The organism is Rhizobium sp. SG_E_25_P2, from assembly GCF_029892285.1.
In the GTDB taxonomy this organism is placed as follows: domain Bacteria; phylum Pseudomonadota; class Alphaproteobacteria; order Rhizobiales; family Rhizobiaceae; genus Rhizobium_E.
The window spans coordinates 135,654-161,121 of sequence record NZ_JARXVM010000011.1; the positions used below are offsets into that span (position 1 = coordinate 135,654).

The window sequence follows — 25,468 nt, forward strand, 5'->3', positions numbered from 1 at the left end:
GACGCCCCGCCTTAAAGGACGGAGCCATCGCTCATCGGGCGTCAACCGACCGGCGCCTCTTCGGCGCGCGCCCTGACCGCTCTCAACACATAGACGCGAAGCGCCGAGGAGAGATTGTCGCCCTCCTCGCGGCCCTCGTCGACATCGGCGATGAGGCTGGCCAGCGACAGGCCGCGCTCGGCGGCGATGGCGCGAAGCTCCGCGTGAAACTCCTCCTCCAGCGAAAAGGAGGTGCGGTGGCCATTCAGCGTCACCGAACATTTGCGGATCATAGACGCCTCCGGTCACTCCGCCGCAAGCGGCATGTCGTCAAGGTCGCGGACTTCGGCCTCGCTCATTTCCCGCGCCAGCCTTTCCTCTTCATGCGCATGCGGCTTGGTGAGGCCAGCAATCAGCAGATAGGCGACGGGCGTGATATAGAGCGTGACGAGCGTGGCGAGCCCCAGACCGCCGACAATGACCCAACCGAGCGCCACGCGGGCTTCCGCGCCCGCGCCCACGGCGAGCGTCAGCGGCACGCCGCCGAGCACGGTGGCGATCATCGTCATCATCACCGGACGCAGGCGGATGCGGCAGGCGTTGCGGATCGCGTCGCCCACCGATTGGCCTTCGTCGCGCAGCTGATTGGCGAATTCGACGATCAGGATGCCGTTCTTGGCCATGATGCCGACCAGCAGCACCAGGCCGATCTGGCTGTAGATATTGATGCTCTGGCCGGTGATCGCCATGGCGAACACCGCGCAGGCCAGCCCCAGCGGCACGGTCGCCATGATGATCAGCGCCGACAGGAAGCTTTCGAACTGCGCCGCCAGCACCAGGAAGATGATCACCAGCGCAAAACCGAACACCATCGCCATGCCAGAGGAATTGTCGCCGAGCGTCGCCGCCTCGGACAGCGGCAGAAGCGTAACGCCATCCGGCAGCGTCTTCGCCGCGATCGTCTCCGCCAGCGCCAGCGCGTCGCCGAGGCCGAAATCGCCCTTGGGGCTCGCGGTGATGCTCACGGCCCGGCTCTGGTTCTCGCGGGCGAGCTGCGGCGGGATCGAGCGCTCGCTCAGCGTGGCGACGGTCGACAGCGGCACGAACTTGCCGTCCGATGTTTTCAGGAAGATGTTTTCGAGATCCTGCGGATCGTTGACCGGGTTGCTCGACGACGTCAGGAACAGGCCAATGCGCCGGCCATCGAGAAAGACGTCGCCGATACTGTCGCCGCTGAGCAGCGCTTGCAGGGCCGAGGCGAGTCCATTGATGTCGACGCCGATATCGGCGGCGCGTTCACGGTCGATATTCACCGAAATCTGCGCCTGAGTAGGGTCAGCGTCCAACCGCACCAGTTCAAAACGGCCGGTGGCGTTCAGCGCGTCGATCATTTTGGCCGCGGCAGCGTAAAGCGCGTCGTAATCATTGCCGGTCAGCGCGAAATTGAGGCCGCCGCCCGCGCCGCGAATGCCAAGACTGTTCGGCTGGATGATATTGGCCTGCAGCGCCGGCGCAACCCGCAGCGCCGCGCGCACGTCGTCGGAAATCTCGGCCTGACTGCGCACCCGCTTTTCCCAGGGCGCGAGCGTCAGCACCATGAAGCCGGAATTGGCGTTGCCGCCCTGCCCCGAAATGACGAACATGTTGACGACTTCGCCGGCATCGACCAAGGGCTGCAATTCCGCCTGCACCCGGCGCAGTTGCTCCTCGGTATAAGCAAGGCTCGATCCCTGCGGCGTCTGCGCCCGCACCAGCACCGTGGCGCGGTCCTCGCGCGGGGTTAGCTCCTGCGGCAGCGCGAAAAAGGTCACGGCGGCGGCGAAGGAAAACAGCAGCGACAGCGCGATCACCGGTCCGGGCGCGGCCAGCATCACCGCCAATGATTTCTCATAGGCATAGGCGAAACCGCGGCCGAACGCGCCGATCAGTCCGCCGCTGCCGCCATGCTCGACATCCTGCGCGCCGATGAAGCGTGAGGCCAACATGGGGCAGAGCGTCAACGCCACCACGCCCGACAGCATCACGGCAATGGCGAGCGCGAAGCCGAATTCGCGGAATAGACCGCCAGCCTGGCCGGGCAGAAAAGCGAGCGGCACGAAGACGGCGGCGAGCGTGATCGTCGTCGCCACCACGGCGAAGAACACCTGCTGGGTGCCGAGCACGGCGGCGGCGCGCGGGCCCATGCCCTGGGCGCGGAAGCGCACGATGTTTTCGAGCACGACGATCGCGTCGTCCACCACCATGCCGGTGGCGAGCACGATGGCCAGCAGCGTCAGGATATTGATGGAGAAGCCGGCGAGATAGAGCGCAGCCAGCGTGCCGATCAGCGCCACCGGCATGGTGATGGTCGGGATCAGCGTCGCCGACAGGCTGCGCAGGAAGAGATAGATCACCGCCACCACGATGACCACAGCCAACACCAGCGACACCACCACTTCGTGAATGGCGCCGCGAATGAAGTTGGCGTCGTCGGAGGTGACACGGATCGTCATGCCCTCAGGCAAGGTCTTGGAAATCTCGGCGACGGCGGCGCGAATGCCCTGGGAAATGTCGAGCGTATTGGATTGCGCCTGTCGGATGATGCCGAGACCGACGCCCGGCGCGCCGTTGGAGCGCAGCGAGGATGTCCCCTCTTCCGCTCCGAGCGAGACATCCGCGACATCGCCGAGCCGCACTCGTCCGGAGATGATCAGTCGCTCGAACGCCTCCGGCGTGGTGATGTCGGAGGTGGCGCGCACGACGATATCGGTCTGGGCGCTTTCGATCGAGCCCGCCGGAACGTCGAGCGCGGCGGTCGACAGCGCATTGCGGATATCGGCAATGGTCAGGCCACGGCTGGCGAGCTTGGCCTGGTTGATGTCGATGCGGAAGGCCTTTTCGCGTTCGCCGTAATATTGCAGATCGGCGACGCCTTCGACGGTAGCGAGCCTGGGCTCGATCTTGTCTTCGATATAGACGGTGAGATCCTCGGGCCGCATGGTGGTCGAGGTGACCGCGAGCCGCATGACCGGCTGGGAATCCGCATCCGCCTTGATGATGCGCGGAGCGGTCACATCTTCCGGCAGCGTGTCGTTGACGCGACCGAGCGCGTCGCGAACGTCAGCCGCAGCGGCGGCAAGATCGGTGGTGTCGGAGAATTCGAGCGTCACGCGGCTGGAGCCGAAGGCGGAGACGGAGGACACGGATTTCAGCCCCGTCACCCGCGCCACCGCCCCTTCGATGACGTCGGTGACCTCGCGGTCGATGGTCTCGGGCGAAGCGCCATCGAGTTCCGTGCGCACGGTGATCACGGGCTGGTCGACGGAGGGCAGTTCACGCACTTCCACACCGCTCAGCGCTGCAAGTCCCGCCACCACGATCAACGCGTTGACGACGAGCGCGAGGATCGGCCGCCGAACGAAGAGAGCAGCCGAAAAGGCCTGTTTCAGCGCGCCGCCGCTCATGGCTTCACCGCCGGCGCCGCATCGGCCACTTTGTCGGCGTCCTTTTTCTTTTCGCCGAAGATCTGAACCTCGGCGCCGTTGCGCAGCCGCTGCAGGCCCTCGGTGACGATCATCTCGCCGACGGCGAGCTTGGCGTCGACCAGAACGCGATCCGGATTGCGCTCGATCACGGCGGCGGCCACGCGCTCGACCTTGTGATCCCGAACGCGCCACACGAAGGAACCCTGGCTATCCCATTGCACCGACAGCGGGTTAACGCTCGGCCAACGGTCGCCGCCCAGCGCCAGCATCACCTCGAAGGATTGCCCAGCCCGCAATTCATCGCCGTCATTGGCGATCTCGGCGCGCAGATGGATGGTGCGGCTAGCGGGATCGATACGGTTGTCAATCGCCGCGATCTTGCCGGTATAACTCTTGCCGGGACGGGCGATCGGCTGGGCGGACACTTCCTGCCCCTCCTCGATCAGGCCCGCAAAGCGTTCGGGCGCCCAGAAATCGACGAGAAGCCGTGAGCGATCGTCGACGGTCACGATCTGCGTGGCCGAGGTGACGTAGTCACCCTGGGTGATATTGACGATGCCGGCGACGCCGTCGATCGGCGAGCGTATCAGCCGCCGTTCGAGATTGAGTTCGGCGCCGGCGACGGCGAGACGCGCGGTTTCCACCCCCGCTTCCGCCACCTGCAGATCGGCGCCTGAGACGATCTTCTTGAGGTCGCGGTTGCGGGTCAGCGTCGTCTCGGCGCTTTTGAGTTCCACCTTGGCGCGGTCGAGCGCGATCTTCTCGACCTCGTCGTCGAGCCTCGCGACGACCTGACCCTGTTTGACGCGGTCGCCGGCATTCACCATCACTTCGGCAATCTGGCCCGACACGAACGGCGTCACCGCCACCGAGCGAATGGCGTCGCCATCGCCGAGCGCATTCAGCCGATCATTGACCCGGCCCTCGCCGGCGGGCTCCACCACCACGACCAGCGGTCCCTGATTGCGGCGGCGATTGTTGGATTGGGCCGGCTGCGCATCCGGCTCCTCACGCGCCACCAGAGCGATCACTGGATCGGGCACGCCGATCGAGCGGGCAAGCGACGCCGATCCCGGCATGAAATGCATCAGGATCAACGCGCCCACCACGAAAAAAATGAGGCCGGTGAGGATCTGGACGAGGTATCGCATTCATATCTCCAGTCTTGCGCCGAGTAGTGTTTACGACTTCCGAAACTCCCCGGATCTGCTTATCCGCAATTCGGTCCATCGCCACAAGATCGCCCGCCGCAAATGACGCAATTGTAATGATCGGGATCGGCCCGGCTTGACAAAGTCCATCAATGGGAGATTTTTTAGGCAAGGTGAATTTTAGCCCAGATTTCGAGCAGGATACGCATGTTGACAGCCCACGAATTTCTCCACCGCCTGCCAAAGATGGAAATGCATCTTCACCTGGAAGGTTCGATCCGGCCGGGCACGGCGGCGGATCTGGCCCATCAAAACAACGTGAAGCTACCGCCGCATGACAGGGTCGAGGATCTTTATCACTATAATGACCTCAAGGAGTTCCTCGACATCTACACCGCCGTCTCCGACAGCGTGCTCAGTGCGGACGACTTCAGGCGCATCACCTATGAAATGCTGGAAAGTTGTGCGGCCAACACTGCGCGCTATGTCGAATTCTTTTTTTCGCCGCAGGTGCATTTCGTCCATGGCGTGACGTTCGACACGATGATCGATGGCGTCATCGCCGGCATGGATGACGCAAAGGCCGATTTCGGCGTCGACAGCCGCATCATCCCTGGCGTCAATCGCGAACTCGGCCCCAAAGCCGGAGAAGAACTTCTCGACATGATCCTGGCGCGCAAGGAGGAGCGGCTGATCGGCATCGGCCTCGATTTTCTCGAAGCGCCTTTTCCGCCCGAACCCTATGCCGATCTCTTCGCCCGCGCCCGCAAGGCCGGGCTGAAGGTCACGGCGCATGCCGGCGAAAGCGGTCCCGCCGCCCATATTGCCGGCTCAATCGACGCGCTCGGCGTCAGGCGGATTGATCACGGCTATCATGTGGTGACCGATGAGGCGCTCATGCGCCGCTGCCGGGATGAAGGCATCCTCTTCACCTGCTGCCCTTCCACCGCCGCTGTCACCTCGCCCTGGACGGTCCTGGACGCCGAACATCCCATTCGCCGCATGGCCGATTTCGGGCTCAAGGTGACGATCAACTCCGACGACCCGCCGATGTTTTCCACCGATCTCGGCGAGGAATATCGCAAGGCGCATGATCTCCTGGGCTTTTCGCCCGACATGCTGCGCCGCTCCATTCTCGACGGCATCGAGGGCAGTTGGCTCGACGACGGCGAAAAACGGACGCTGGCCACCGCCTGGGCTGCGGAAATCGACGCGCTGATCGCGGAATTTCAGCCAATCCCCTCCCGTTTGGCATGAACAAAGCGGAAACTGTCGCTGGCCATCGGCAGCCGAATCACTACATTAGGCGGCATGACCAGTGGTTTCGACGACATTCCCTTCTTTGACGAGGAGCCGGACGCTCCGTCCGCGCGCCCGAAGACCAATCGCGAGCCTGCGCCGGAGCGCAGTGGCGGCAGCGGCATCGCCGCCCGGGCGCTGGCCGCCCGCAACGGCGCGGTGGCCCGGCCCTCTTATCTTGACGGGTTGAACCCCGAACAGTTGCGCGCCGTGGAAACGCTGGACGGACCGGTTCTGGTGCTCGCCGGCGCCGGCACCGGCAAGACGCGGGTGCTCACCACCCGTATCGCCCATATCCTCGCCACCGGCCGGGCCTATCCCAGCCAGATCCTTGCGGTGACCTTCACCAACAAGGCGGCGCGGGAAATGCGCGAGCGCATCACCCACCTCGCCGGCGAAGCGGTCGAGGGCATGCCCTGGCTCGGCACCTTCCACTCGATCGGCGTCAAATTCCTGCGCCGCCATGCCGAGATCGTCTCGCTGCGCTCCGATTTCACCATTCTCGACACCGATGACGTGCTCCGGCTGATCAAGCAGCTGATCCAGGCAGAAGGCCTGGACGACAAGCGCTGGCCGGCCCGGCAATTCGCCCTGATGATCGACGGCTGGAAGAACAAGGGTCTCGATCCCAGCCAGATCCCGGAGGGCGATTCCCGCGCTTTCGCAAACGGCAAGGGCCGCGCGCTTTACACCGCCTATCAGAACCGGTTGCTCAGCCTGAACGCCTGCGATTTCGGCGATCTGCTGATGCATCCGATCCGCATCCTCAAGACCAATCCCGACATTCTCGCCGATTACCAGGGCCGTTTCCGCTATATCCTCGTCGACGAATATCAGGACACCAATTCGGCGCAATATATGTGGCTGCGGCTGCTGGCGCAGCGGCCAGGGAGAAAGAGCCCCTCCCCAACCCCTCCCCACAAGGGGGCGGGGCTTGGAGCCCGTAGCGCCCGTCTCGGCGCAACCTCGGACACAGATGTCGTGGATGGGGACGAATTTCCCGGCGACGCGCCGCAGCCAGACTCCCTCCCCCCTGTGGGGAGGGTTGGGGAGGGGTCTTCATCACACGCCTCCGTCAATATCTGCTGCGTCGGCGACGACGATCAGGCGATCTATGGCTGGCGCGGCGCCGATGTCGACAATATCCTGCGTTTCGAGAAGGATTTCCCCGGCGCCGCCGTGATCCGGCTGGAGCGCAACTACCGCTCCACCGCCCATATTCTCGGCGCGTCAGGCCATCTGATCGCCCATAATGAGGGCCGGCTCGGCAAGACGCTGTTCACCGAGCGTCAGGACCCCGAGGACGAGAAGGTGCAGGTGCACGCCGCCTGGGATTCGGAGGAAGAAGCCCGCGCCATCGGCGAGGAGATAGAGCGCCTGCAGCGCGGCGACGGCGCCGACGGCGTCAAGCATCTCCTCAACAACATGGCCATCCTCGTGCGCGCTTCGTTCCAGATGCGCGAATTCGAAGATCGCTTCGTGACATTGGGGCTGAACTACCGCGTCATCGGCGGCCCGCGCTTCTATGAGCGCATGGAAATCCGCGACGCCATGGCCTATTTCCGCCTGGTCTGCCAGCCCGCCGATGATCTCGCTTTCGAGCGCATCATCAACACACCCAAGCGAGGGTTGGGCGACACCACCGTGCGCAATCTCCATGACTATGCCCGCGCCCGCAATATTCCCATGCTGGCCGCCGCCGCCGACATCGTCGAGACCGAGGAGTTCAAGCCGAAGGCCCGCAAGGCGCTGTTTGATGTCGTGGCCAATTTCCAGCGCTGGCAGAAGCTGCTGGAGACCATGGCGCATACCGAACTCGCCGAGCAAATTCTCGAGGAGAGCGGCTACACCGACATGTGGAAAAACGACAAATCGGCCGAAGCGCCGGGGCGTCTCGAAAACCTGAAGGAACTCATCCGCTCGATGGACGCCTTCGAAAGCATGCGCGGCTTCCTCGAACATGTCTCGCTGGTCATGGACGCCGAGCAGAACGAGCAGATGGACGCCGTCTCGATCATGACGCTGCATTCCGCCAAGGGGCTGGAATTCGACACCGTTTTCCTGCCCGGCTGGGAGGAAGGCCTGTTTCCGCATCAGCGCGCGCTGGACGAAGGCGGCCGCAATGGGCTCGAGGAAGAGCGCCGGCTCGCTTATGTCGGCCTGACCCGCGCCAAGAAGCGGCTGCATATCTGGTTCGTCTCCAACCGCCGCATTCACGGCCTCTGGCAATCGACCATTCCCTCGCGCTTCCTGGATGAACTGCCGCCCGACCATGTCGAAGTGGCCGAAGCCGAGCAGAGCTATGGCGGCTATGGCCGGGGCAATCCCTATGGCCAGTCGCGCTTCGACAAGCAGGAGCCGTTCGCCTCGTCCTATTCCTCCCCCGGCTGGCAGCGCGCCCAGGCCAACAAGACCGAGGCGACCCGCAGCAACTGGGGCAACCGCTCCGGCGTATCAGTGGAGCGCGTCGGTTACGGCGAAGCCGGCCCCACAGGCCGCGTCATCCAGGGCGAACTGGTCGCCAAATCCAAAATCGACGAACCGTCGAAATTCGCCATCGGCGACCGCGTCTTCCACATCAAATTCGGCAACGGCAATGTCGCGGCCATCGAAGGCAACAAGCTGACGATCGAATTTGACCGGGCGGGGCAGAAGCGGGTGCTGGACGGATTTGTGGACAAGGCGTGAGGGGGCTAAAGCCCCCTTTGTCTGCTTAGGCCGAAAACGTCACCGTCACGCCGCGCTGGCGAAAATAGGCCTGCATCAGCTTGCGGCCGGAGCGGTTGTTCTGCACGAGTTTCGACGGATCGAACACCGCTTCCTTGAGGCCGGCCTCCGTGAGCGCCGCCTTGAGCGCTGCGATGCGCAGGTCGAGATCTTCGTTGTCGGCGCGCAGCGAGTCGTAGATGCTGTTGATGGCGGCTTCGACGGTCGGGTTGCTCATGGATGGTCTCCTGTTCCGGGTGGCGCGCGACGCGCTCGATTGAGGTGACCCTATCGTTGTGAAATCGCTTGGCGTCAAGAGCGACGCGCCCACAGGCTTTGATTGCCCACGAGCGGCGCCCTGCTTGCTCTTTATCAATTACTAATTTTAGTCTTGATTAACCAAACCTGTTTACACTTCCCTCCCCAAGAGGTTGAGGAGGTTCGCCATGCATCACGCCGCCAGGCATGCTGAGAATGACGAGGAGCCCGCAGAGGCGGACGCGGCGGCGCTGAGGCGGGTCATCGCCGATCTCTCCCGCGAGGCGTCACTGCTCAGCGTCGACATCGTCGATGTCACCGGCGCCATTCAGGATGTGGCCGACGTTTCGCGCCGGCACCAGGGTGTGTTCCAAACCGTGGTCGGATCGGCGGAATGGATCGCGGGGGCGACGCGCAATGCGGCGGCGGCGCTGGGGCGCACCGATCAGGCGGCGGCTGACGCGCGCGCCTCGCTCACCGCTTCGGGGCAGGATCTCTCGCGTTCGATCAAGGACATCCGTTCTCTCGCCGACCGCACCGGCATGATGAGCCGCGAGATCTCCACCTTCTCCGGCGCGCTGACCGATGTCGACAAATTCGCCGGCGACATCGCCCAGATCGCCCGCCAGACCAATCTGCTCGCGCTCAACGCCGCCATCGAGGCGGCGCGGGCGGGCGACGCCGGCAAGGGCTTCGCCGTGGTCGCGGCCGAAGTTCGCGCCCTCGCCATGCAGACCGCCCAGACCACCGCCTCGATCCAGCAGACGCTGAACGGGCTCAAGGTCAAGATCGTGTCGCTCGGCGAGGCCGGCGCCCAGGCCATGCAGAACGCCGTCGATGTGCAAACCAGTTCCGGCGCAGTCAAGGACCGCTTCGACGCGTTGGAGACCACCATGTTCGGCATTCTCGATTCGTCGGCCGAAGTCACCGGCATCACCGCCGAGATCGACAGCCGTTGCAGCCAGTTCGTCGGCGATCTCACGGATGTGTCTCGCGACATTATCTCCTCCGGAACGGTCTTGCAGAACGCCGCCGAACGCGGCGCGAGCCTGGTGGCGCTATCGGAGCGCGTCATCCAGCATCTCGCCGCCTCCGGCGTCGAAACCGAGGACGCCGCCTGGATCGAGACGGCGATGGACCTGGCCCAACGCATCGGCCAGACCTTCGAAGACGCGGTGAATAGCGGCCGCATCCGGCTGGACACGCTGTTTGACCGCAATTATCGCCCGGCGCCCGGCGCCGATCCGCAACAATTCCTCACCAGCTATCTCGATTTCACCGACCAGGTGCTGCCGCCTCTGCAGGAACCGGTGTTGCAAAGTTCGAACCGCGTGGCGCTGTGCTGCGCCGTTGACGAGAACGGCTACCTGCCCACACACAACAAGCAATATTCGCATCCGCAGCGGCCGGGCGATCCGGTCTGGAACGCCGCCAATTGCCGCAACCGGCGCATGTTCAATGATCGCGTCGGGCTGGCGGCGGGGCGCTCTACGAAGCCGTTTATCGTCCAGACCTATCGCCGCGACATGGGCGGCGGTAATTTCGTGATGATGAAGGATATCTCCGCCCCCATCTTCGTCAACGGCCGGCACTGGGGCGGCTTACGCATCGGCGTGAAAGTGTAGGCTTCCAAGCCGCGATGAATCCGGCGGCGTTGTGAACGTCCGACAGGGATAGAACAGACCCGTCAACCGCCCGCCGTCCACCGCAATCAAATTCCGAAAATTATTCGCATCAGAAAGTCATTCACAGCGGCAAACATCACGTCCCATCAACTCTCCCGGAAAACACACATCTTTCAAGTTTGTTACAATTAAACAGATGCAATATTTCCAGAAATAGAAGATCAACCGACAACACCGTCGAGTTGCAAAACTAAATTATTTTTTATCCAACTGTCCCTATTGACGTTTTTTAAAATATATTTGTATTTTCCCCACATCAAATGAGGGGAAACCGCCAGTGAAGAATACTATCGCAACTCTCGGCTTCAGCGTTCTTATGCTGTGCGCAACTCAGTCGCATGCAGAAATTTTGGACATGTCGACGCTGAAATGTTCAGACACCGCCGAATGGTCCGAAGACGAAGCCGGTTTGGTGATGTTCTGGATGCATGGCTATTACGGCGGCAAGGCGGGTGACACGCGGGTGGACTTCGACGCCATCACCGCTGTGGCCGCCAAACTCTCCGAAGCTTGCGCCGCAAATCCCGATATTGGGCTCATGACCGCTCTGAAGACGGTGGTCGGCGAATAACTCCGGTCAAGACAACGTCAACCACATGACAGGTGAAACATGAGCTTTTTTTCCAAAGCGGCGGCAGTCGTGGCGCTGACGGCGTCCAGCCTCGTCAGCGTTGCGCCATTCGGCGCGACAGCGGCGCTGGCGGCGGCATGCGAGGAGGCTCATGACCCCTCGCCTGCCTCGGATGTGTCGACGGGCATCAATTTCCACAATGAAACGTCCTATGCGTTCCGGGTGTTCTGGATCGATTTCGATGGCTTCCTGAAGGACTATGGTCTGGTGCAGCCCGGTGAAACCGCGAGCTACGACACCTATGTCGGACATCAGTGGATGGTGGAGCTCTATGCGTCGGAAGACCGCACAGAATGCTTCGGGCCGATCATTCCTCGCGACACTGAAAGCTGCCAGGCCCGCATTCTCTGGGATGACGGCATCGGCATCGACGCCGGTTTCTGCGATTTCTGATCGCTGAGCCGCTGGCGGACTTGGCTCTGCTGGCGGCTTCCCGGCGGTGAGATCACAAGCCTTTCGCCGTCAGCGTCTCGCGCCGCTCCGACAGTTTCAGGAAGCGATATCCCCTCGCCTTCAACGACAGCACGCCCTTGACCACGCCATCGCCCGCCGCATGGCTCGGCTGATTGATATGGGCGATGATCACGTCGCCGTCGCGGGCCGAGGCGAAATGTTTGGCGGTCACCGATGCGCCGAGCAATGAGCCGCCATCGCCATTGACCGAATAGCCGGCGATCTCGAAGCCCATTGCCTGGATTTGCTGGATGGATGTCCTGGTGTATTTGGCGGTCGCGCCGCGAAACCAGGTCGGCCGCTTGCCGGTCGCTTTCACAATCGCCTCGGCGCCCGCCTCGACCTCGCGCGCCACGGCTTCGGGGGAGCCCGCGGCGGCGATGCCATAGATCTTCACAGGCCTGTCGACCGCCGGCACGTGGTTTTCGCCATGGTTCTCGATCTCGAACAGGTCGGGATGCGCCAGCATGCGGGAGAAAGGTTCGGGATTGCGCTTCAGCCAACGGGCGGTGACGAAGATCGTCGCAGGAATCTCATTGGCGATCAGCATGTCGAGAATGCGGGCGTCGGTCGCGCCCATGCAGGCGTCGAAAGTCAGCGCCACCGCCAGACCCTCGCCCTGGATCCTGGCCATCACCAGCTTCGGTTCGAGAAGATGCGGGCCTGGGGCCTTGTTTGCCTTGGCGGCCATCGTCGAAAGCGGTTTTGCCGGCATCGTCGGCGTCTCCGGCGTTTCTGCCAAAACGGGCTGGGCCATAATCAGCGAAAGCGCCAGCAGGCCGCGCGCCGTCGAAATCGCCATGTCATGCATTCCTCTTCGTCAACAGTCTGGCCGGCGGTCCCGCGCTTGAAGTCGGGGGCGCGCGGCTTTATCTCTGACGCGAACGATTCAAACAATCGGTTAATTCAAAAAGAGAGTGTGCCTTGCCCGCCTTCAAAAATCTGCCGGAACCGCCCAGAGCCGCCAAGAAGCCCGTGACCGACACCAGACACGGAGTGACGCGGACGGATGATTACGCCTGGCTCAGGGCGGACAATTGGCAGGCGATGTTCAAGGACACCTCGATTATCGACGCCGAGATCCGCGCCTATCTTGAGGCGGAAAACGCCTATCAGGACGCCGCGATGTCCGATACGGTCGATCTGCGCAAGAAACTGTTCGACGAAATGAAGGCCCGCATCAAGGAGGATGATTCCTCCGTGCCGATGAAGGACGGCCCTTTCGCCTATGGCACGCTTTATGTGAAGGGCGGCGAGCACGCCCATTATTTCCGCACCAAGCGCGACAAGGACGGGCTGAAGGAAATCCTGCTCAACGGCGACCGCGAAGCCGAAGGCAAGGCCTATTGCCGCTTCGCCGGTCTCGATCACGCGCCGGGCCATGACAAGGGCATCTGGGGCTTTGACGATAAGGGCTCGGAATATTTCACCCTGAAGATCCGCGACTTCAAGACCGGCAAGGATCTTGCCGATCTGATCGAGAACACTGGCGGCGGCGGCGTCTGGGCCCCTGATGGCAAGAGCTTCTTCTATACGCTGCTGGATGAGAACCACCGCCCGTCCAAAGTCTTTCACCACATTCTCGGCCAGCCGCAGACGTCTGACCGGCTGGTCTATGAGGAAAGCGATCCCGGCTTCTTCATGGGCGTCGGCGGCTCCATGCTCAACGACTTCGTCTTCGTCGACATCCACGACCACGAAACCTCGGAATACCGGCTGCTCTCGACGAAAGATCTCACCGCCGAGCCCATGCTGGTGGCCGAGCGGGTCGAGGGCGTCGAATATTCGATGAGCGAAGGCGGCGACGTCTTCTACATCCTCACCAATGACGGCGACGCCAAGGATTTCAAGATCATGCAGGCGCCGGTGAATGCGCCGGGCAAGGACAACTGGACCGAAGTCGTCGCGCACCGCTCCGGCACGCTGATCCTGTCGGTCGAGGCCTATAAGGGCCATATCGTCTGGATGGAGCGGCATGAGGGCCTGCCGCGCATCATGATCCGCGACCGCGCAAGCGGCGAGGATCACTCGATCGCCTTTGCCGAGGAAGCCTACTCCCTCGGCCTGATCGGCGCGATGGAATATGACACGGACTGGATCCGCTTCTCCTATTCGTCGATGACCACGCCGTCGCAGCTGTTCGACTACAACATGAAGACCCGCGAGCGCGTGCTGCTCAAGACGCAGGAAGTGCCATCGGGCCATAAGATCGACGACTATGTCACCCGCCGCGTCTTCGCGCCGACTGCAGATGGCGAGAAGGTGCCGGTTACGCTGCTCTATCGCAAGAACACCAAGCTTGATGGCGGCGCGCCCTGCCTGCTCTATGGCTATGGCGCCTATGGCATCTCCATCCCGGCCTCGTTCAACACCAACTGCCTGTCGCTGGTCAACCGCGGCTTCATCTACGCCATCGCACATGTGCGCGGCGGCAAGGACAAGGGCTTCGCCTGGTATGAAAACGGCAAGATGGAGAACAAGAAGAACACCTTCTCCGATTTCATCGCCGCGGCCGATTATCTCGTGCGCCAGCAATACACCTCGTTCGACCGCATCGTCGCCGAAGGCGGCTCCGCCGGCGGCATGCTGATGGGCGCCATCGCCAATATGGCTCCGGAAATGTTTGCGGGCGTCATCGCCGCTGTGCCCTTCGTTGATGTGCTCAACACCATGCTCGACGACACGCTGCCGCTGACGCCGCCGGAATGGCCGGAATGGGGCAACCCGATCGACAGCAAGGAGGAATATGACTACATCGCCTCCTATTCGCCCTATGACAATGTCGGAGCAAAGGCCTATCCGCCGATCCTGGCGCTGTCGGGCCTGACCGATCCGCGCGTGACCTATTGGGAGCCGACCAAATGGGTGGCGAAGCTGCGCGAGCACACCACCTCCAAGAACCCGGTTCTGCTGAAAACCAATATGGGCGCCGGCCATGGCGGAGCGTCAGGCCGTTTCCAGCGGCTGGAAGAAGTCGCCTATGAATACGCCTTCGCGCTGAAGGTCATCGGCAAGGCCTGAACGCGCTGATCCTGGAACCTCTCAATCATGCAGCGGGCCGGCGGCGGCCCGCTTTTCTATGTCACGGACATGCGTCCTGAAGGGCAGTGGTTTTTATATAATTATAAGCATTAACTGGATCTAAAGACTCAGGTTGTATAGTTATACAATAAGCAATTTATAATTTAGAGAAACCCATGTCGCCCCATAGTTTTTATAGACTGAAGAGCGAGTTACGGTCTCTGCTTGGCGACAGAAGCGCAAACATTGCGTTCACTTTCGCACTTATCATCACGCCACTCCTGGTCGCCGTCGGCTGCAGTCTGGACTATGTCCGGTCCATGAATATCCGGACGAAGCTGCAGAATGATCTCGACGCCGCCCTGATTGCAGCGGTGAAGGACATCGACACCAAGAACGAAACCGAGTTGAAAGCCTCGGTGATCAATTGGATGTCGGTCTTGCAGGGCGGCGGCGCCGCCTACAGCCTTTCGGTGGGAGACATCAATCTCGATATGTCCTCCTCGACCATCAAGGCGACCGTCCGCGCCAGCGTCCCCACCAGCTTCCTGAAAATCGCCGGCGTCAATAGCGTCAATGTCGCCGCCGTCAGCGCCGTGCTCGGCGGAACGGCCGTCACCACCAAGAGCCCGCTGTCGCTCTATCTCGTGCTCGATCAATCCGGCTCAATGGACGAGTACACCAACTCCACCTACACCACGACCTGTAGCTTCGGTTGGTGGACCTATCAGTGCACGCTCACCTATACGAAAATAGCCGCGTTGAAACTTGCGGTCGCCAGCCTGATGACGCAGCTCAGCACGGTGGATCCAGAGACGAAATATGTCCGCACCGGCGCCGTCTCCTATAACTCGCAGATGCGCGGCTATTCGGATCTCGCCTGGGGCACGTCGGCGGCGCTGACATACGTCAACGCGCTGGATGCGACCGGCGGAACGTCCTCCACCGATGCTTTCGCCAAGGCCTATGCCTCCGTTAGCGCGACGACTGAAGCGACGATCCACAAGCAGAAGAACGGCGGCAACCCGTCACGCTATATCGTCTTCATGACCGACGGAGACAACAACAATGGTTCCGATGACACCGCCACCAAGCAACATTGTGACAGGGCCAAGGCGGCGGGCGTGGTGATCTACACCATCGCGCTGATGGCGCCGACAAAAGGCCAAGCGCTGCTGAGATACTGCGCCTCGAGCACCGACACCTATTTCACCGCAGAGACCGCAAGCGCGCTGGTTTCAGCCTTCCAGTCGATCGGCGAAAGCTCGTCCAAGACCATGCTGCGGCTGACGCAGTGAAGGATATTCGGGTGGAGGCGATCTCGGCTTTTCACCGCACTACAGCAGACCTCTGGCGCGCAGGTCAGGTGCGAAGATCGTAAGCGGCATAACCAGAGTATGAGGCTTGTCTTTAAGCGGCTCCGCCCCGAACGAGGCATACCAATCGGCGGCGCGCGCGCCCTTTGCGTCGATAATCAACAGAACGCCGCCGCTTTCATTGGCGATCCGCAAACAGCGCAAGGCCGCAGCGACCAGCAATTGTCCTCCCAGCCCTCGCCCCGCCACGGATAAATCCGTCGCGAGACGTGCAAGCCTGAATCCGGGAACGTCATGTCGCGCCAGTCCCTTGGTCATCGCCGCCGGCGCGGCTTCATGGACCACTGAAGCGGGCGCGATGGTGTAAAAACCGAGGATGCGGTTGGGGGGCGTTTCATCCACTGCGCAGAAGGTCTTGGCGGCGTTCTGTTCATGGCCTTGTCGGGCAAATCGTTGCAGGAACTCGTTCATCGGCGCGTCGCCACAATCAAATGACGCCCGGTCATGAGTTTTACGGATCGCTTCCTCGCGCCAAGGAGGAATGCTCATAAGCTCTCGGGCAGAGCTTTGATTGCAGCCCGCAGCTTGGCGTTGGGCTTTGGCGGGTTTTCCAAGAGGTCGAGGATACGCAGGTAGTCACGTTCTGACGCCTTGACAGTTTCCGCCTCAGCGATGACCGCCTCCGCTTCCCTGAGCGCGGACTGCGTCACGAAGTTGGTGAGGTCGGTGTTGCGCAAAGAGGCTGCTCGCAGCAATTTCGACTTCGCGGCCGCTGCAATCCGCAAGCTCATCCGCTCGTTATCCTCGACTGCTGTTCTCGGCATGGAAGCCTCCGTTCAAGCTAGAGCGTGTCTCAGCTTATCAGCCTCATTCTGTTGGTCCAAACCGGGATGATCCGCGAGGAGAAGGGCGCAGGTCGTAGCTGATGCTACGGCCAAGCCCTCCGACGAAGCGGGCGCCCGGTTTCGACCAACCCATCGGGCCGGATGAATTTCGGCCACTATCTTCGGCTTTTGGCTCCGCCGTACATCTGGGTACGCCCTCGCCAAAAGCCTTGATCCTGACCGAAATTGATCCGGCAGAATAAGGCTGATAAGCTGAGACACGCTCTAGCCCAGAGTAAGTCAACACGCGCCTCACGTCAATTGTACGCGTTCAATGCGTACATTCTCAGCTACTCAGGATATCCTCCAGGTCATCCTTGCTTTTCACCGCTTCGGCACAGCCTTCAAATAAGCCGCGATCGCCTCGACTTCCGCCTGCGGCAGTTTCGCCATGTTCTGCTGCACCTCGACCATGCTGCCGCCGACGGAATCATATTCGGGCGTGAAGCCGGTCTGCAGATAGGCGACGATGTCGGCCTCGGACCAGTTTCCGATCTCGCCGCCGGGGGTGATGTTAGGGATCTTGCCCTCGCCTTCGGGATTGGGGGCGCCGGCCAGCCATTCGCCCGACTTGAAGCCGCCGAGCGCGTCGCGCGGCGTATGGCATTCGCCGCAATGGCCTGGACCCTCGACGATATACTGGCCGCGCTTGACCTTGTCGTCGGCATTCGCGAGTTCCACGCGCGGACGATCGTTGAAATAAAGAAATTTCCAGCCGCCCAGCGCCAGCCGGATGTTGAAGGGGAAGCCGAGGTCATGCGGCGGCGCGACATGGTCGCTCTTGGGCAGCGTCTTGATATAGGCAAAAAGGTCGGCCACGTCAGCGGCGCTCATGCGGCTGTAGGAGCCATAGGGAAAAGAGGGATAGAGATGTTCTCCTCCGGGCCCCACGCCGCGGGTCATGGCGTCGCCGAACTCCGCCAGCGTCCAGCCGCCGATGCCGGCTTTCTCATCCGGAGAGATATTGGGAACATGGAACGTCCCGAACGGGCTCTTGAGCGCAAGTCCGCCAGCAAGCGTTAGCTTGGCGTCGCCCTCCGCGCCCGGCGCGGCATGACAGCTCACGCAGCCGCCCATGGAGAAGACGATCGCGCCTCGGGCGGCGTCGCCGACACCCGCCTGCTCCCAATGCTCGGCCGGCCAGGGTTGTGGCCGCGTGATGAACAGGAACGCGCCCGCGCCGATGACGCCAAGCCCGACCAAACCCGCCAAAACCTTGATTGCCCGCGTCGCCATGTCTCGCCTCCACGTGGAAAAGCCGCCGGCGGGCGCGCCAGCGGCGGATCGCCAATTCAGGCGATTACTTCTTCAGACGGTAGGCCTGATGGCAGGCGCCGCAATCCTTGCCGAGCACGCCCATGGCGGCGCCGACGCCGGCCTGGTCGGCCGGCAGCTGCGCCAGCAGCGCTTCGGCGTCAGCGGCGAGCTTGTCGGCATGCGCGTCGAAGTCGGCCTTGTTGCCCCAGATCGCCGGGCTGGCTTCCTTGGAGTCGTTTTCCGAACCCGCCGGGAACAGCGTCTTGAAATGCTTGATTTCGGCATTGATGGTGGTCAGCGCGCCCTTGACGGCGTCGGCGTTGTAATCCGCCTGACCCTTGGCGACCTTGCCAAGCGTCGCCATCGCGCCGCCGATCTTTTCCATCGTATGTTCGCGTTCCTCGCCGAAGCCGGCGGCCGAAACGGCCGTGGCGACGGAGATAAGACAGAGCGCCGTGACGGCGACGAATTTCCTGAGCATGTACCTCTCCTGACAATGATCTTGACCGATCCGGCCGGCGCGACAGATGAGCGCGCGCCATAGCAGTCGGATGGATTCCTCATGAAACAAAATGATTTTTTTGTGAACTATCCGCGCGCCCGGCGGGATTGACACGACGACGTTGGTAAACCGAGGGCCACGCCCCGGCATTGTCGCCGACCTGGAAACGGTATGTTCACAAATGCAAAAATCCCCGCAGACGTGAGCCAGCGGGGATTTCCTAAAACGATCGGCCTTACTTAACGGCGGCTTCGTACATTTCCAGCACGTAATCCCAGTTGATCAGGCTGTCGACGAAGGCTTCGAGATATTTCGGACGCGCATTGCGGTAGTCGATATAGTAGGAATGCTCCCACACGTCGACGCCGAGGATCGGCTTGGCGCCATGCACGAGCGGGTTTTCGCCGTTCGGGGTCTTGGAGATTTCAAGCTTGCCGTCCTTGACGGAGAGCCAGGCCCAGCCGGAGCCGAACTGCGTCGTGCCGGCGGCGATGAAATCGGCGCGGAACTTGTCGTAGCCGCCGAGGTCGGAAGTGATCGCTGCGTCCAGCTTGCCCGGCAGGCTCTTGCCGCCGCCGTCCTTCTTCATCCACTTCCAGAAATGGATGTGGTTGTAATGCTGGCCGGCATTGTTGAACAGGCCGGCATTCTTGCCATAGGACTGCACGACGACGTCTTCGAGCGAAAGACCGGCCATGCCGGCTTCTTCGGCGAGTTTGTTGCCGTTGGTCACGTAAGCCATGTGATGCTTGTCGTGATGATATTCCAGCGTTTCCTTCGACATGAAGGGCGCGAGAGCTTCGTAATCATAGGGAAGCGGCGGCAATTCGAACGCCATGGCGGTCTCTCCTGTTATTCCTTGTGGAAGGTTGAAAACCCGTTCGGAACATAGGTTTGAGGAGGGCTGATGGCAACCGTTCGGCCACAATAATTTGCCTCCCACGAAACCGCCGCATTGAATGATCAATGTCGGAAAGGACGCATTCGCGCCATCATAGAATCAACAGGAGACATCTCGATGCCATCCCGTAACACTTTCGTCCTCGCCGCCGCCATGCTGGCGCTCCCGATCGCGGCCTCCGCGTCTTCCCCGGACGCCTGGGCGAAATTCAACGAAGACGTCAAGACCAAATGCGCCGAGGCCGCCAAGGCGGAATTCCGTCGCGCCGACGTGGTGGTCGATCCGACCGGAAGCGAAACCTATGGCCTGGCGCTGGTCCATGGTCGCCTGAAGACGGAAAAAGCGCGCGGCGCGGTCCTCTGTGTGGTCGATAAAAAGACCGGCAAGGTCGAAATCGGCACTTTGCTTGGCAAGGACGTCGTGCGGGTCATGCGGCCGAAACCGGCCAAGACGGACGCCGATCAGACGGACGCCGCCAAAAAAGCGCCCGCGCCCACGACCGACGACAGCGACGCCGACGCGGAATAAGCCGACACTATGCGAAAGGCCGGCTCGCGCCGGCCTTCTTGCTATATAGCACTCCTGAGCGCCGTCAGACGCGGTGCGCTCAGGCGGTTTCCATATCCGTGTCGGCGCATTCTCGGACAATCATTTCAGGACAGCCCGAAAAGCTGCGGCCGCAGCGTTCTTCCCATTCCTGCGGCGGCTTGCCGTTGACTGCGCGCAGCGTGTAAATCACCTTCTGCATCAGCAGAATAAAGCTGTCGCGTTCCTCAGACGTCAACCCGGACAAAGCCAACTCGTTGATCTCGGTGGCTTTTTCGAGCGACTCCGCCCAGATTTCCTCCGCCCTCGGCGTCAACGAAACTTTCTGGACGCGGGCGTCCTTCTCATAGGGCCGTCGCACCACCAGTCCGTCGCGCTCCATGCGGGCCAGCGTATTGGCCACGGTCGCCTGTTCCTGGTCGAGCGCTTCGACGATATCCTTCTGGAGCGGAGAACCGGTTTGGTCGATGGCGAGCATCACCGCGAATTGAGCCGGAGCAATGCCGAGGGTCTTGAGCCGGTCCTGCAGCAGGGACGACATCAGGCGAGACATTGTCTTGCACAGATAGCCGGCATGCTCCTCCAAACGCATTTCATCCAGTTGCATCTAAACCAATCTCCAGTTCAGCAAAGCTGCCTTGCTTCTAGCACATATCTCGCCCAGCAAAAGAGGCGTGGCGAGAATTCCTGTCCCGCCCCGCCCTCCGTCGTTAAACGAACTGCGAAAGGCCGGGAACCGAGGCGATCACCGCATCCACGGTCTCGTCTCCAGCATATTGACGCGCAACAGCCATGGTTTGTTTCGCAAGCGCGGTAATTTCTCCCATCCCGAGGCCCAGGCTCATCAATTTCTGGCCGAGACCCATGATGCCGCCGCCGAGCAGCGCGCCGAAAATGCCGCCGCCGCCACCGCTTGCGCCATCGGCGAGCTCGGCCGCGCCGGGAATCGCCGCAATCATCTTTGCAACCGCCGCATCATCGCCTTCCTTGCGCAGGAAGGCCAGCATATAACCAATGGCCTGCGACGCCACATCCGCATCAAGTCCCACCGCATCCGCAACCTGCGTCACTAAATCCGTCATTCGTCCCTCCATGTTGACGTTTACGTCAATGTAATACCTGTCGCGCCCATCGGCAAGTCGGTCGCGGCAATTTCCCGTATTGCGTGAGGCGGCCCGGTCATCCGCCGTCACTTTAACCCTCTATAGCAAATCCCCTATGTTTCAATTATGTACAGGACATCTAATTATATCCGGAGGACGATATGCTGGTCGATGGCAAGATTTATCTCGGAACGAGCCGCAAGCCCGACGATTCTGTCAACAAGCCTGAATATCTCGACCTCAAATTCGCCAATCGACACGGACTGATCACCGGCGCCACCGGCACCGGCAAGACGGTCACCCTGCAGGTGCTGGCCGAAGGTTTCTCCAATGCCGGAGTGCCGGTGTTCTGCGCCGACATCAAGGGCGACCTCTCCGGCGTCGCCGCGCTCGGCGAGTTCAAAGATTTCCTCGACAAGCGCGCCAAGGACATCGGCTTCACCGACTATGATTTCCAGCAGTTCCCGGTGATCTTCTGGGATCTCTACGGTGAAAAGGGCCATCGCGTCCGCACCACGTTGACCGAAATGGGCCCGCTGCTGCTGTCGCGACTGGTCAACGCCTCGGATGCGCAGGAAGGCGTGCTCAACATCGCCTTCAAGATCGCCGACGAAGGCGGCCTGCCGCTTCTCGACCTCAAGGATCTCCAGGCCATGCTCAATTATATGGGCGAGAACGCGCAGGAGATCTCCAACAAATTCGGCTTCATCTCCAAGGCTTCGGTCGGCTCGATCCAGCGCGAATTGCTGATTCTCGAACAGCAGGGCGCAGCCAAACTCTTCTCCGAGCCAGCGCTCAAGATCACCGACGTCATGCGCACCACCAATGACGGTCGCGGCGCGATCTCGGTGCTGGCCGCCGACCGGCTGATGATGAATCCGCGCCTCTACGGCACATTCCTGCTCTGGCTGCTGTCGGAACTGTTCGAACAGCTGCCCGAGGTCGGCGATCCCGACAAGCCGAAGCTGGTGTTCTTCTTCGACGAGGCGCATCTTCTGTTCAAGGACTCGCCCAAAGTGCTGATCGAGCGCGTCGAGCAGGTGGTGCGCCTGATCCGCTCCAAGGGCGTCGGCGTCTATTTCGTCACCCAGAATCCCATGGACGTGCCGCAGACCGTGCTTGCCCAGCTTGGCAACCGCGTGCAGCACGCGCTGCGCGCCTATACGCCCAACGAGCAGAAGGCGGTGAAGACCGCCGCCGACACGTTCCGCCCCAACCCCGACTTCAGCTGCGCCGAAGTGATCACCACGCTCGGCACCGGCGAAGCCTTGATCTCCACGCTCGAAGGCAAGGGCGCGCCGTCTGTGGTGGAGCGCACCCTGATCCGCCCGCCCTCGGGCCGCATCGGTCCTCTCAATGAAGACGAGCGCCGACAGGTGATGTCGGTGAGCCCGGTGCGCGACATGTATGACGAGGATTTCGACCGCGAAAGCGCCTTCGAGATGCTCACTAAAAAGGCTGAAGCCGCAGCGCAGGCGCAGGCCCCGACCCAACAGCCGGACCCCGCCCAGCCCCAGGCGCCGGCCGACCAGACCGGCTCGATCACCATCGGCGGCTGGACGCTGCCCGGCTTCGGAACCGACCCGACGCCGCAGGCCCAACAACAGAAGAAGACCGGCTACCAGCGCGAAACCATCATGGAAGCCGCGATGAAATCCGCCGCCCGCTCCGTGGCCACCGCCGTCGGCGCCGCGATCGTGCGCGGGATCTTGGGAAGTTTGCGGCGGTAAGGAGGTTACGGCCGCGTTGCTTCGACCACGCGGCCGCCGTTCAAGACGTTTTGAGCATGCCAAAGCCGTTGTCCGGCGGACGATGCGTGTCTAGCAGAGTGCCGCAGTGTATGCTATTGTCATACACATGACGACAATTTCTCAATCGACATCCGTACTGAGCGTTCGTGTCAACGCTTCCGAGCGCGCCCTTCTCGAAGCGGCGGCGGAACAATCCCGCACGACGTTGAGCGAGTTTGTCAGGCGCAAGGCGCTGGAATCGGCCGAGGCTGAGATTTTGGAGCGCAGCATCGTGACGATCCCGTCGGAGCAATGGGAGGCGTTTGAGACCTGGGCGGCAAGACCGGCGGAGGTCAATGCGGGTCTGGCCAGACTGGCGGCCACGAAGCCCACCTGGGAAGATTGACATGGCGAACGTCCGGCCGCCCCGCCCGCTTGACCCGGGTGATGAACGGGGCAGCTTTGATTGCGGACGCGATGCCCTCAACACTTGGTTCCGCCGCCATGCGCTCGCCAACCACCTGAACGGAATATCGAGGGTCAATGTCCTCACAAGCGCGGAAGACGGCGGCATCGTCGCCTATTCGACGCTCAGCGCATCACAGATCGAGCGATCCTTCCTGCCCAAAGCGCAGCAACGCCATCGCCCCGAAGCCATACCGGCCACTTTGCTCGGACAACTCGCCGTCGACAAGCTCTGGCAAGGACAAGGCCATGCTGTCGCCATGCTGCTTCACACGCTCAAGATCGCGCTGCACGCATCGGATCTGATCGGGAGCATGGGCGTGATCGCCCATCCGCTCGATGACGGCGTCCGCGGTTTCTACCTCAAATGGGGATTTGAAACTTTGCCGCATGACCCCAAGCGCGCCATGATTATCCGAACGGTCGATCTGCGGACGGCGTTAAACGCGGACTGACCGAGGCATTGTCTTCCATTCCCACAAAATCCTCACCTCGGGAACCTTCCGAAACCGCTGCTCGTTCTTGCGGCACGACCCAACAACTGCATGGAGGACAACATGGCAATCGAACAAGCCCCCACGCCGGAAGGCAAGCAATCATCCAAAAATCTGCACGAAGCTGCCGCGGGCGAAGAACGCAAGGTCGAAGCCGAAAAGGGTTCAGACTTGAAGAAGGGCGCCGACCGTGTCGAGGAGCGGTCCCGCAGCAGCGACGGCAAGGGCCCCGGCGAAAAGCAAAGCTGACGCGAAGACCTCTTGAATGGCCTATGGCACGAGCGTCGCCGCCACCCGGTCCATAGCCTCCGCGCTCGCGCCAAGCCCTTCGCGCACGCCTTTGCGATCCGGCTCGCTGCGGTTCTGGCTCATCTTGCGCTTGCCTTCGAGCTTTTCGATCGGCATGCGCAGTCCGACAATGCCGCGCAACTGGCCGGCGATGAAGCTTTCTGGCGCGTCGGAGACGGCCCAGGGCGCGGTGCGGCCATTTTCGTGCAGGCGCGTCAGGCGTGTCACAACGTCGAGCAACCGGTCGGCGTCGTCGAAAAATTCTACCGGGCCGGAGGCATGCACGCTTTCATAGTTCCAGGTGGGCACGACCTTGCCATGCTCGGCCTTAGATGCGTACCAGGAGGGCGTCACATAGGCGTCCGGCCCCATGAAGATTGCAAGCCCTGGCCCGATCGCCTCTGCTTTCCATTGCGGATTGGGACGGGCGAGATGGGCGTAGAGCACGCCATAGTCGCCTTCGCTCTCATCAAGAAACATCGGCAAGGATGTCGCCATCGGCCCATTGGCTGTGGCGGTAATGAAATTGGCGAGCCGGCACGCGGCCATCATCCTGCGGATGTCCGAGAGGTCGTCGATGGCGAAGGCGGGCGGGGTATACATAGCGAAAATCCGAAAACAAGGCTGATCCAGCTGCCATCATGGACGATTTCGCGGCGACGGCAAGGCCCGACCAGCGCCCTTGGCCCGCAAGGAGGATCAAGCGCCTCGCGCGCCGAAACGCAAGCCATCGATCAGCAGATCGACCATGCGGGCGGCATGCGCCGCGCCATCCTCGCCGGAAGCCGTTGAGAGATTGCCGACGGCCCGCAAGAGATCGTAAGGCGCAACATCGGCGCGGATCTCGCCCGCGTCCGCCGCAGCGGTAAGAAGATCGGCGAGCACAGGTTCGAATTTGGCGCGAAAATAGTCCGGCAACGCCTCATAGGCGGGATCGCCGGAATGCAGCGCCGCCGCCAGGCCGCGCTTGGCGGCGATGAAGCCGGTATAGCGCTTCAGCCATTGCGCCAAGGCCACGTCCGGCTCAAGGCGCGCCGCGAGCGCCGGGCCTTCCGCCGCGCAATCATCGACCTCACGCCGAAACACGGCCGCGACGAGATCGGACCGCTGCGGGAAACGCCGATAGAGCGTGCCGACGCCCACCCCCGCCTGTCCCGCAATCTCGCGCACCGGCGCATCGACGCCGGAGATCGCGAAGACATGCTTGGCGGCGTCGAGAATGGCGTCCTCGTTGCGCCTTGCGTCGGCGCGCACGCCGCGCCTGGGCGACTTGTCGCTTTCTTCCCGCTCCATCGCTGCGGTTCTCCTTAAAGCAACGAACGCAAACGCCTCCCC

General features: G+C 62.0%; 26 protein-coding genes. 12 read left to right on the plus strand and 14 right to left on the minus strand.

Going from position 1 to position 25,468, the window contains the following annotated elements:
- Positions 1-41: 41 nt before the first annotated feature.
- From M2360_RS16305 to M2360_RS16315, 3 genes are read right to left on the minus strand one after another with little or no spacing between them, the layout of a single operon-like run.
- On the minus strand, positions 42-272 hold the full coding sequence (locus M2360_RS16305) for a ribbon-helix-helix domain-containing protein (protein ID WP_280776317.1): 231 nt from the start codon (positions 270-272) through the stop codon (positions 42-44).
- Between the two features lie 12 nt (positions 273-284).
- Entirely contained in the window at positions 285-3,422 is a 3,138-nt protein-coding gene (locus tag M2360_RS16310) for an efflux RND transporter permease subunit (RefSeq protein ID WP_280776318.1), read from the minus strand.
- Complete coding sequence (locus M2360_RS16315; protein ID WP_280776319.1) at positions 3,419-4,594, minus strand: efflux RND transporter periplasmic adaptor subunit; 1,176 nt, start codon at positions 4,592-4,594, stop codon at positions 3,419-3,421. Before M2360_RS16315 ends, M2360_RS16310 begins: the two co-directional genes overlap by 4 nt.
- A gap of 207 nt (positions 4,595-4,801) precedes the next feature.
- Between M2360_RS16315 and add the strand changes: the two genes are divergently transcribed.
- The gene (gene add / locus M2360_RS16320; protein ID WP_280776320.1) at positions 4,802-5,851 is read left to right on the plus strand and encodes an adenosine deaminase; all 1,050 of its coding nucleotides are present in this window, start codon (positions 4,802-4,804) and stop codon (positions 5,849-5,851) included.
- 54 nt (positions 5,852-5,905) lie between these two features.
- The gene (locus M2360_RS16325; protein ID WP_280776321.1) at positions 5,906-8,581 is read left to right on the plus strand and encodes a UvrD-helicase domain-containing protein; all 2,676 of its coding nucleotides are present in this window, start codon (positions 5,906-5,908) and stop codon (positions 8,579-8,581) included.
- A gap of 25 nt (positions 8,582-8,606) precedes the next feature.
- On the opposite strand, the gene M2360_RS16330 is transcribed toward M2360_RS16325, so the two are convergent.
- Positions 8,607-8,837 carry a hypothetical protein gene (locus M2360_RS16330; protein ID WP_280776322.1) on the minus strand — a complete coding sequence of 77 codons (231 nt, stop codon included), beginning with the start codon at positions 8,835-8,837 and terminating at the stop codon, positions 8,607-8,609.
- A 208-nt stretch (positions 8,838-9,045) separates the two neighbouring features.
- On the opposite strand from M2360_RS16330, the gene M2360_RS16335 reads away from it, so the two are divergent.
- The 3 genes from M2360_RS16335 (at position 9,046) to M2360_RS16345 (ending at position 11,566) form a co-directional block, all read left to right on the plus strand.
- Complete coding sequence (locus M2360_RS16335) at positions 9,046-10,482, plus strand: methyl-accepting chemotaxis protein (protein ID WP_280776323.1); 1,437 nt, start codon at positions 9,046-9,048, stop codon at positions 10,480-10,482.
- Positions 10,483-10,819: 337 nt separating this feature from the next.
- Complete coding sequence (locus tag M2360_RS16340) at positions 10,820-11,113, plus strand: HdeA/HdeB family chaperone (RefSeq protein ID WP_280776324.1); 294 nt, start codon at positions 10,820-10,822, stop codon at positions 11,111-11,113.
- Positions 11,114-11,152: 39 nt separating this feature from the next.
- On the plus strand, positions 11,153-11,566 hold the full coding sequence (locus M2360_RS16345) for a hypothetical protein (protein ID WP_280776325.1): 414 nt from the start codon (positions 11,153-11,155) through the stop codon (positions 11,564-11,566).
- Positions 11,567-11,618: 52 nt separating this feature from the next.
- On the opposite strand, the gene M2360_RS16350 is transcribed toward M2360_RS16345, so the two are convergent.
- The gene (locus M2360_RS16350) at positions 11,619-12,437 is read right to left on the minus strand and encodes a polysaccharide deacetylase family protein (protein ID WP_280776326.1); all 819 of its coding nucleotides are present in this window, start codon (positions 12,435-12,437) and stop codon (positions 11,619-11,621) included.
- Between the two features lie 113 nt (positions 12,438-12,550).
- Between M2360_RS16350 and M2360_RS16355 the strand changes: the two genes are divergently transcribed.
- Both M2360_RS16355 and M2360_RS16360 read left to right on the plus strand, forming a co-directional pair.
- A complete protein-coding gene (locus M2360_RS16355) occupies positions 12,551-14,647 on the plus strand; it encodes a S9 family peptidase (RefSeq protein ID WP_280776327.1) in 2,097 nt (698 codons plus the stop codon).
- Between the two features lie 176 nt (positions 14,648-14,823).
- Positions 14,824-15,945 carry a VWA domain-containing protein gene (locus M2360_RS16360; RefSeq protein ID WP_280776328.1) on the plus strand — a complete coding sequence of 374 codons (1,122 nt, stop codon included), beginning with the start codon at positions 14,824-14,826 and terminating at the stop codon, positions 15,943-15,945.
- Between the two features lie 39 nt (positions 15,946-15,984).
- Here the strand turns inward: M2360_RS16360 and M2360_RS16365 are convergent, their stop codons facing one another.
- The 5 genes from M2360_RS16365 to M2360_RS16385 form a co-directional block, all read right to left on the minus strand.
- Positions 15,985-16,512 carry a GNAT family N-acetyltransferase gene (locus M2360_RS16365; RefSeq protein WP_280776329.1) on the minus strand — a complete coding sequence of 176 codons (528 nt, stop codon included), beginning with the start codon at positions 16,510-16,512 and terminating at the stop codon, positions 15,985-15,987.
- The gene (locus M2360_RS16370; RefSeq protein ID WP_280776330.1) at positions 16,509-16,787 is read right to left on the minus strand and encodes a DUF1778 domain-containing protein; all 279 of its coding nucleotides are present in this window, start codon (positions 16,785-16,787) and stop codon (positions 16,509-16,511) included. The genes M2360_RS16365 and M2360_RS16370 overlap by 4 nt, the downstream gene beginning before the upstream one ends.
- Before the next feature lie 384 nt (positions 16,788-17,171).
- Entirely contained in the window at positions 17,172-18,083 is a 912-nt protein-coding gene (locus M2360_RS16375) for a cytochrome c (RefSeq protein ID WP_280776331.1), read from the minus strand.
- Positions 18,084-18,147: 64 nt separating this feature from the next.
- Entirely contained in the window at positions 18,148-18,585 is a 438-nt protein-coding gene (locus M2360_RS16380; protein ID WP_280776332.1) for a cytochrome c, read from the minus strand.
- 256 nt (positions 18,586-18,841) lie between these two features.
- Complete coding sequence (locus M2360_RS16385; protein ID WP_280776333.1) at positions 18,842-19,444, minus strand: superoxide dismutase; 603 nt, start codon at positions 19,442-19,444, stop codon at positions 18,842-18,844.
- A gap of 180 nt (positions 19,445-19,624) precedes the next feature.
- Between M2360_RS16385 and M2360_RS16390 the strand changes: the two genes are divergently transcribed.
- Complete coding sequence (locus M2360_RS16390; protein ID WP_280776334.1) at positions 19,625-20,035, plus strand: hypothetical protein; 411 nt, start codon at positions 19,625-19,627, stop codon at positions 20,033-20,035.
- 79 nt (positions 20,036-20,114) lie between these two features.
- On the opposite strand, the gene M2360_RS16395 is transcribed toward M2360_RS16390, so the two are convergent.
- Positions 20,115-20,660, minus strand: a complete 546-nt coding sequence (locus M2360_RS16395; RefSeq protein ID WP_280776335.1) for a MarR family transcriptional regulator — start codon at positions 20,658-20,660, stop codon at positions 20,115-20,117.
- 103 nt (positions 20,661-20,763) lie between these two features.
- On the minus strand, positions 20,764-21,135 hold the full coding sequence (locus M2360_RS16400) for a hypothetical protein (RefSeq protein ID WP_280776382.1): 372 nt from the start codon (positions 21,133-21,135) through the stop codon (positions 20,764-20,766).
- A 182-nt stretch (positions 21,136-21,317) separates the two neighbouring features.
- Between M2360_RS16400 and M2360_RS16405 the strand changes: the two genes are divergently transcribed.
- The 4 genes from M2360_RS16405 to M2360_RS16420 all read left to right on the plus strand — a co-directional run bounded on the left by M2360_RS16405 (position 21,318) and on the right by M2360_RS16420 (position 24,094).
- Entirely contained in the window at positions 21,318-22,886 is a 1,569-nt protein-coding gene (locus M2360_RS16405) for a DUF853 domain-containing protein (protein WP_280776336.1), read from the plus strand.
- Positions 22,887-23,013: 127 nt separating this feature from the next.
- Positions 23,014-23,292 (plus strand): DUF6290 family protein, encoded by a 279-nt coding sequence (locus tag M2360_RS16410; RefSeq protein ID WP_280776337.1) that lies wholly within the window; start codon positions 23,014-23,016, stop codon positions 23,290-23,292.
- A gap of 1 nt (position 23,293) precedes the next feature.
- Positions 23,294-23,806: a GNAT family N-acetyltransferase gene (locus M2360_RS16415; protein ID WP_280776338.1), complete on the plus strand. Its 513-nt coding sequence runs from the start codon at positions 23,294-23,296 to the stop codon at positions 23,804-23,806.
- A 102-nt stretch (positions 23,807-23,908) separates the two neighbouring features.
- On the plus strand, positions 23,909-24,094 hold the full coding sequence (locus M2360_RS16420; RefSeq protein ID WP_280776383.1) for a hypothetical protein: 186 nt from the start codon (positions 23,909-23,911) through the stop codon (positions 24,092-24,094).
- 21 nt (positions 24,095-24,115) lie between these two features.
- On the opposite strand, the gene M2360_RS16425 is transcribed toward M2360_RS16420, so the two are convergent.
- Both M2360_RS16425 and M2360_RS16430 read right to left on the minus strand, forming a co-directional pair.
- A complete protein-coding gene (locus M2360_RS16425; RefSeq protein WP_280776339.1) occupies positions 24,116-24,736 on the minus strand; it encodes an FMN-binding negative transcriptional regulator in 621 nt (206 codons plus the stop codon).
- A gap of 96 nt (positions 24,737-24,832) precedes the next feature.
- The gene (locus M2360_RS16430; RefSeq protein ID WP_280776340.1) at positions 24,833-25,426 is read right to left on the minus strand and encodes a helix-turn-helix domain-containing protein; all 594 of its coding nucleotides are present in this window, start codon (positions 25,424-25,426) and stop codon (positions 24,833-24,835) included.
- Between the last annotated feature and the right edge of the window lie 42 nt (positions 25,427-25,468).

Coding starts and splice junctions, on each gene's coding strand:
- M2360_RS16310 (WP_280776318.1), bottom strand. CDS start 3,422: ATGAGCGGCGGCGCGCTGAAACAGGCCTTTTCGGCTGCTCTCTTCGTT.
- add (WP_280776320.1), top strand. CDS start 4,802: ATGTTGACAGCCCACGAATTTCTCCACCGCCTGCCAAAGATGGAAATG.
- M2360_RS16375 (WP_280776331.1), bottom strand. CDS start 18,083: ATGGCGACGCGGGCAATCAAGGTTTTGGCGGGTTTGGTCGGGCTTGGC.
- M2360_RS16335 (WP_280776323.1), top strand. CDS start 9,046: ATGCATCACGCCGCCAGGCATGCTGAGAATGACGAGGAGCCCGCAGAG.
- M2360_RS16315 (WP_280776319.1), bottom strand. CDS start 4,594: ATGCGATACCTCGTCCAGATCCTCACCGGCCTCATTTTTTTCGTGGTG.
- M2360_RS16395 (WP_280776335.1), bottom strand. CDS start 20,660: ATGCAACTGGATGAAATGCGTTTGGAGGAGCATGCCGGCTATCTGTGC.
- M2360_RS16400 (WP_280776382.1), bottom strand. CDS start 21,135: ATGACGGATTTAGTGACGCAGGTTGCGGATGCGGTGGGACTTGATGCG.
- M2360_RS16415 (WP_280776338.1), top strand. CDS start 23,294: ATGGCGAACGTCCGGCCGCCCCGCCCGCTTGACCCGGGTGATGAACGG.
- M2360_RS16430 (WP_280776340.1), bottom strand. CDS start 25,426: ATGGAGCGGGAAGAAAGCGACAAGTCGCCCAGGCGCGGCGTGCGCGCC.
- M2360_RS16325 (WP_280776321.1), top strand. CDS start 5,906: ATGACCAGTGGTTTCGACGACATTCCCTTCTTTGACGAGGAGCCGGAC.
- M2360_RS16350 (WP_280776326.1), bottom strand. CDS start 12,437: ATGCATGACATGGCGATTTCGACGGCGCGCGGCCTGCTGGCGCTTTCG.
- M2360_RS16405 (WP_280776336.1), top strand. CDS start 21,318: ATGCTGGTCGATGGCAAGATTTATCTCGGAACGAGCCGCAAGCCCGAC.
- M2360_RS16410 (WP_280776337.1), top strand. CDS start 23,014: ATGACGACAATTTCTCAATCGACATCCGTACTGAGCGTTCGTGTCAAC.
- M2360_RS16420 (WP_280776383.1), top strand. CDS start 23,909: ATGGCAATCGAACAAGCCCCCACGCCGGAAGGCAAGCAATCATCCAAA.
- M2360_RS16365 (WP_280776329.1), bottom strand. CDS start 16,512: ATGAGCATTCCTCCTTGGCGCGAGGAAGCGATCCGTAAAACTCATGAC.
- M2360_RS16385 (WP_280776333.1), bottom strand. CDS start 19,444: ATGGCGTTCGAATTGCCGCCGCTTCCCTATGATTACGAAGCTCTCGCG.
- M2360_RS16390 (WP_280776334.1), top strand. CDS start 19,625: ATGCCATCCCGTAACACTTTCGTCCTCGCCGCCGCCATGCTGGCGCTC.
- M2360_RS16345 (WP_280776325.1), top strand. CDS start 11,153: ATGAGCTTTTTTTCCAAAGCGGCGGCAGTCGTGGCGCTGACGGCGTCC.
- M2360_RS16330 (WP_280776322.1), bottom strand. CDS start 8,837: ATGAGCAACCCGACCGTCGAAGCCGCCATCAACAGCATCTACGACTCG.
- M2360_RS16305 (WP_280776317.1), bottom strand. CDS start 272: ATGATCCGCAAATGTTCGGTGACGCTGAATGGCCACCGCACCTCCTTT.
- M2360_RS16370 (WP_280776330.1), bottom strand. CDS start 16,787: ATGCCGAGAACAGCAGTCGAGGATAACGAGCGGATGAGCTTGCGGATT.
- M2360_RS16380 (WP_280776332.1), bottom strand. CDS start 18,585: ATGCTCAGGAAATTCGTCGCCGTCACGGCGCTCTGTCTTATCTCCGTC.
- M2360_RS16360 (WP_280776328.1), top strand. CDS start 14,824: ATGTCGCCCCATAGTTTTTATAGACTGAAGAGCGAGTTACGGTCTCTG.
- M2360_RS16425 (WP_280776339.1), bottom strand. CDS start 24,736: ATGTATACCCCGCCCGCCTTCGCCATCGACGACCTCTCGGACATCCGC.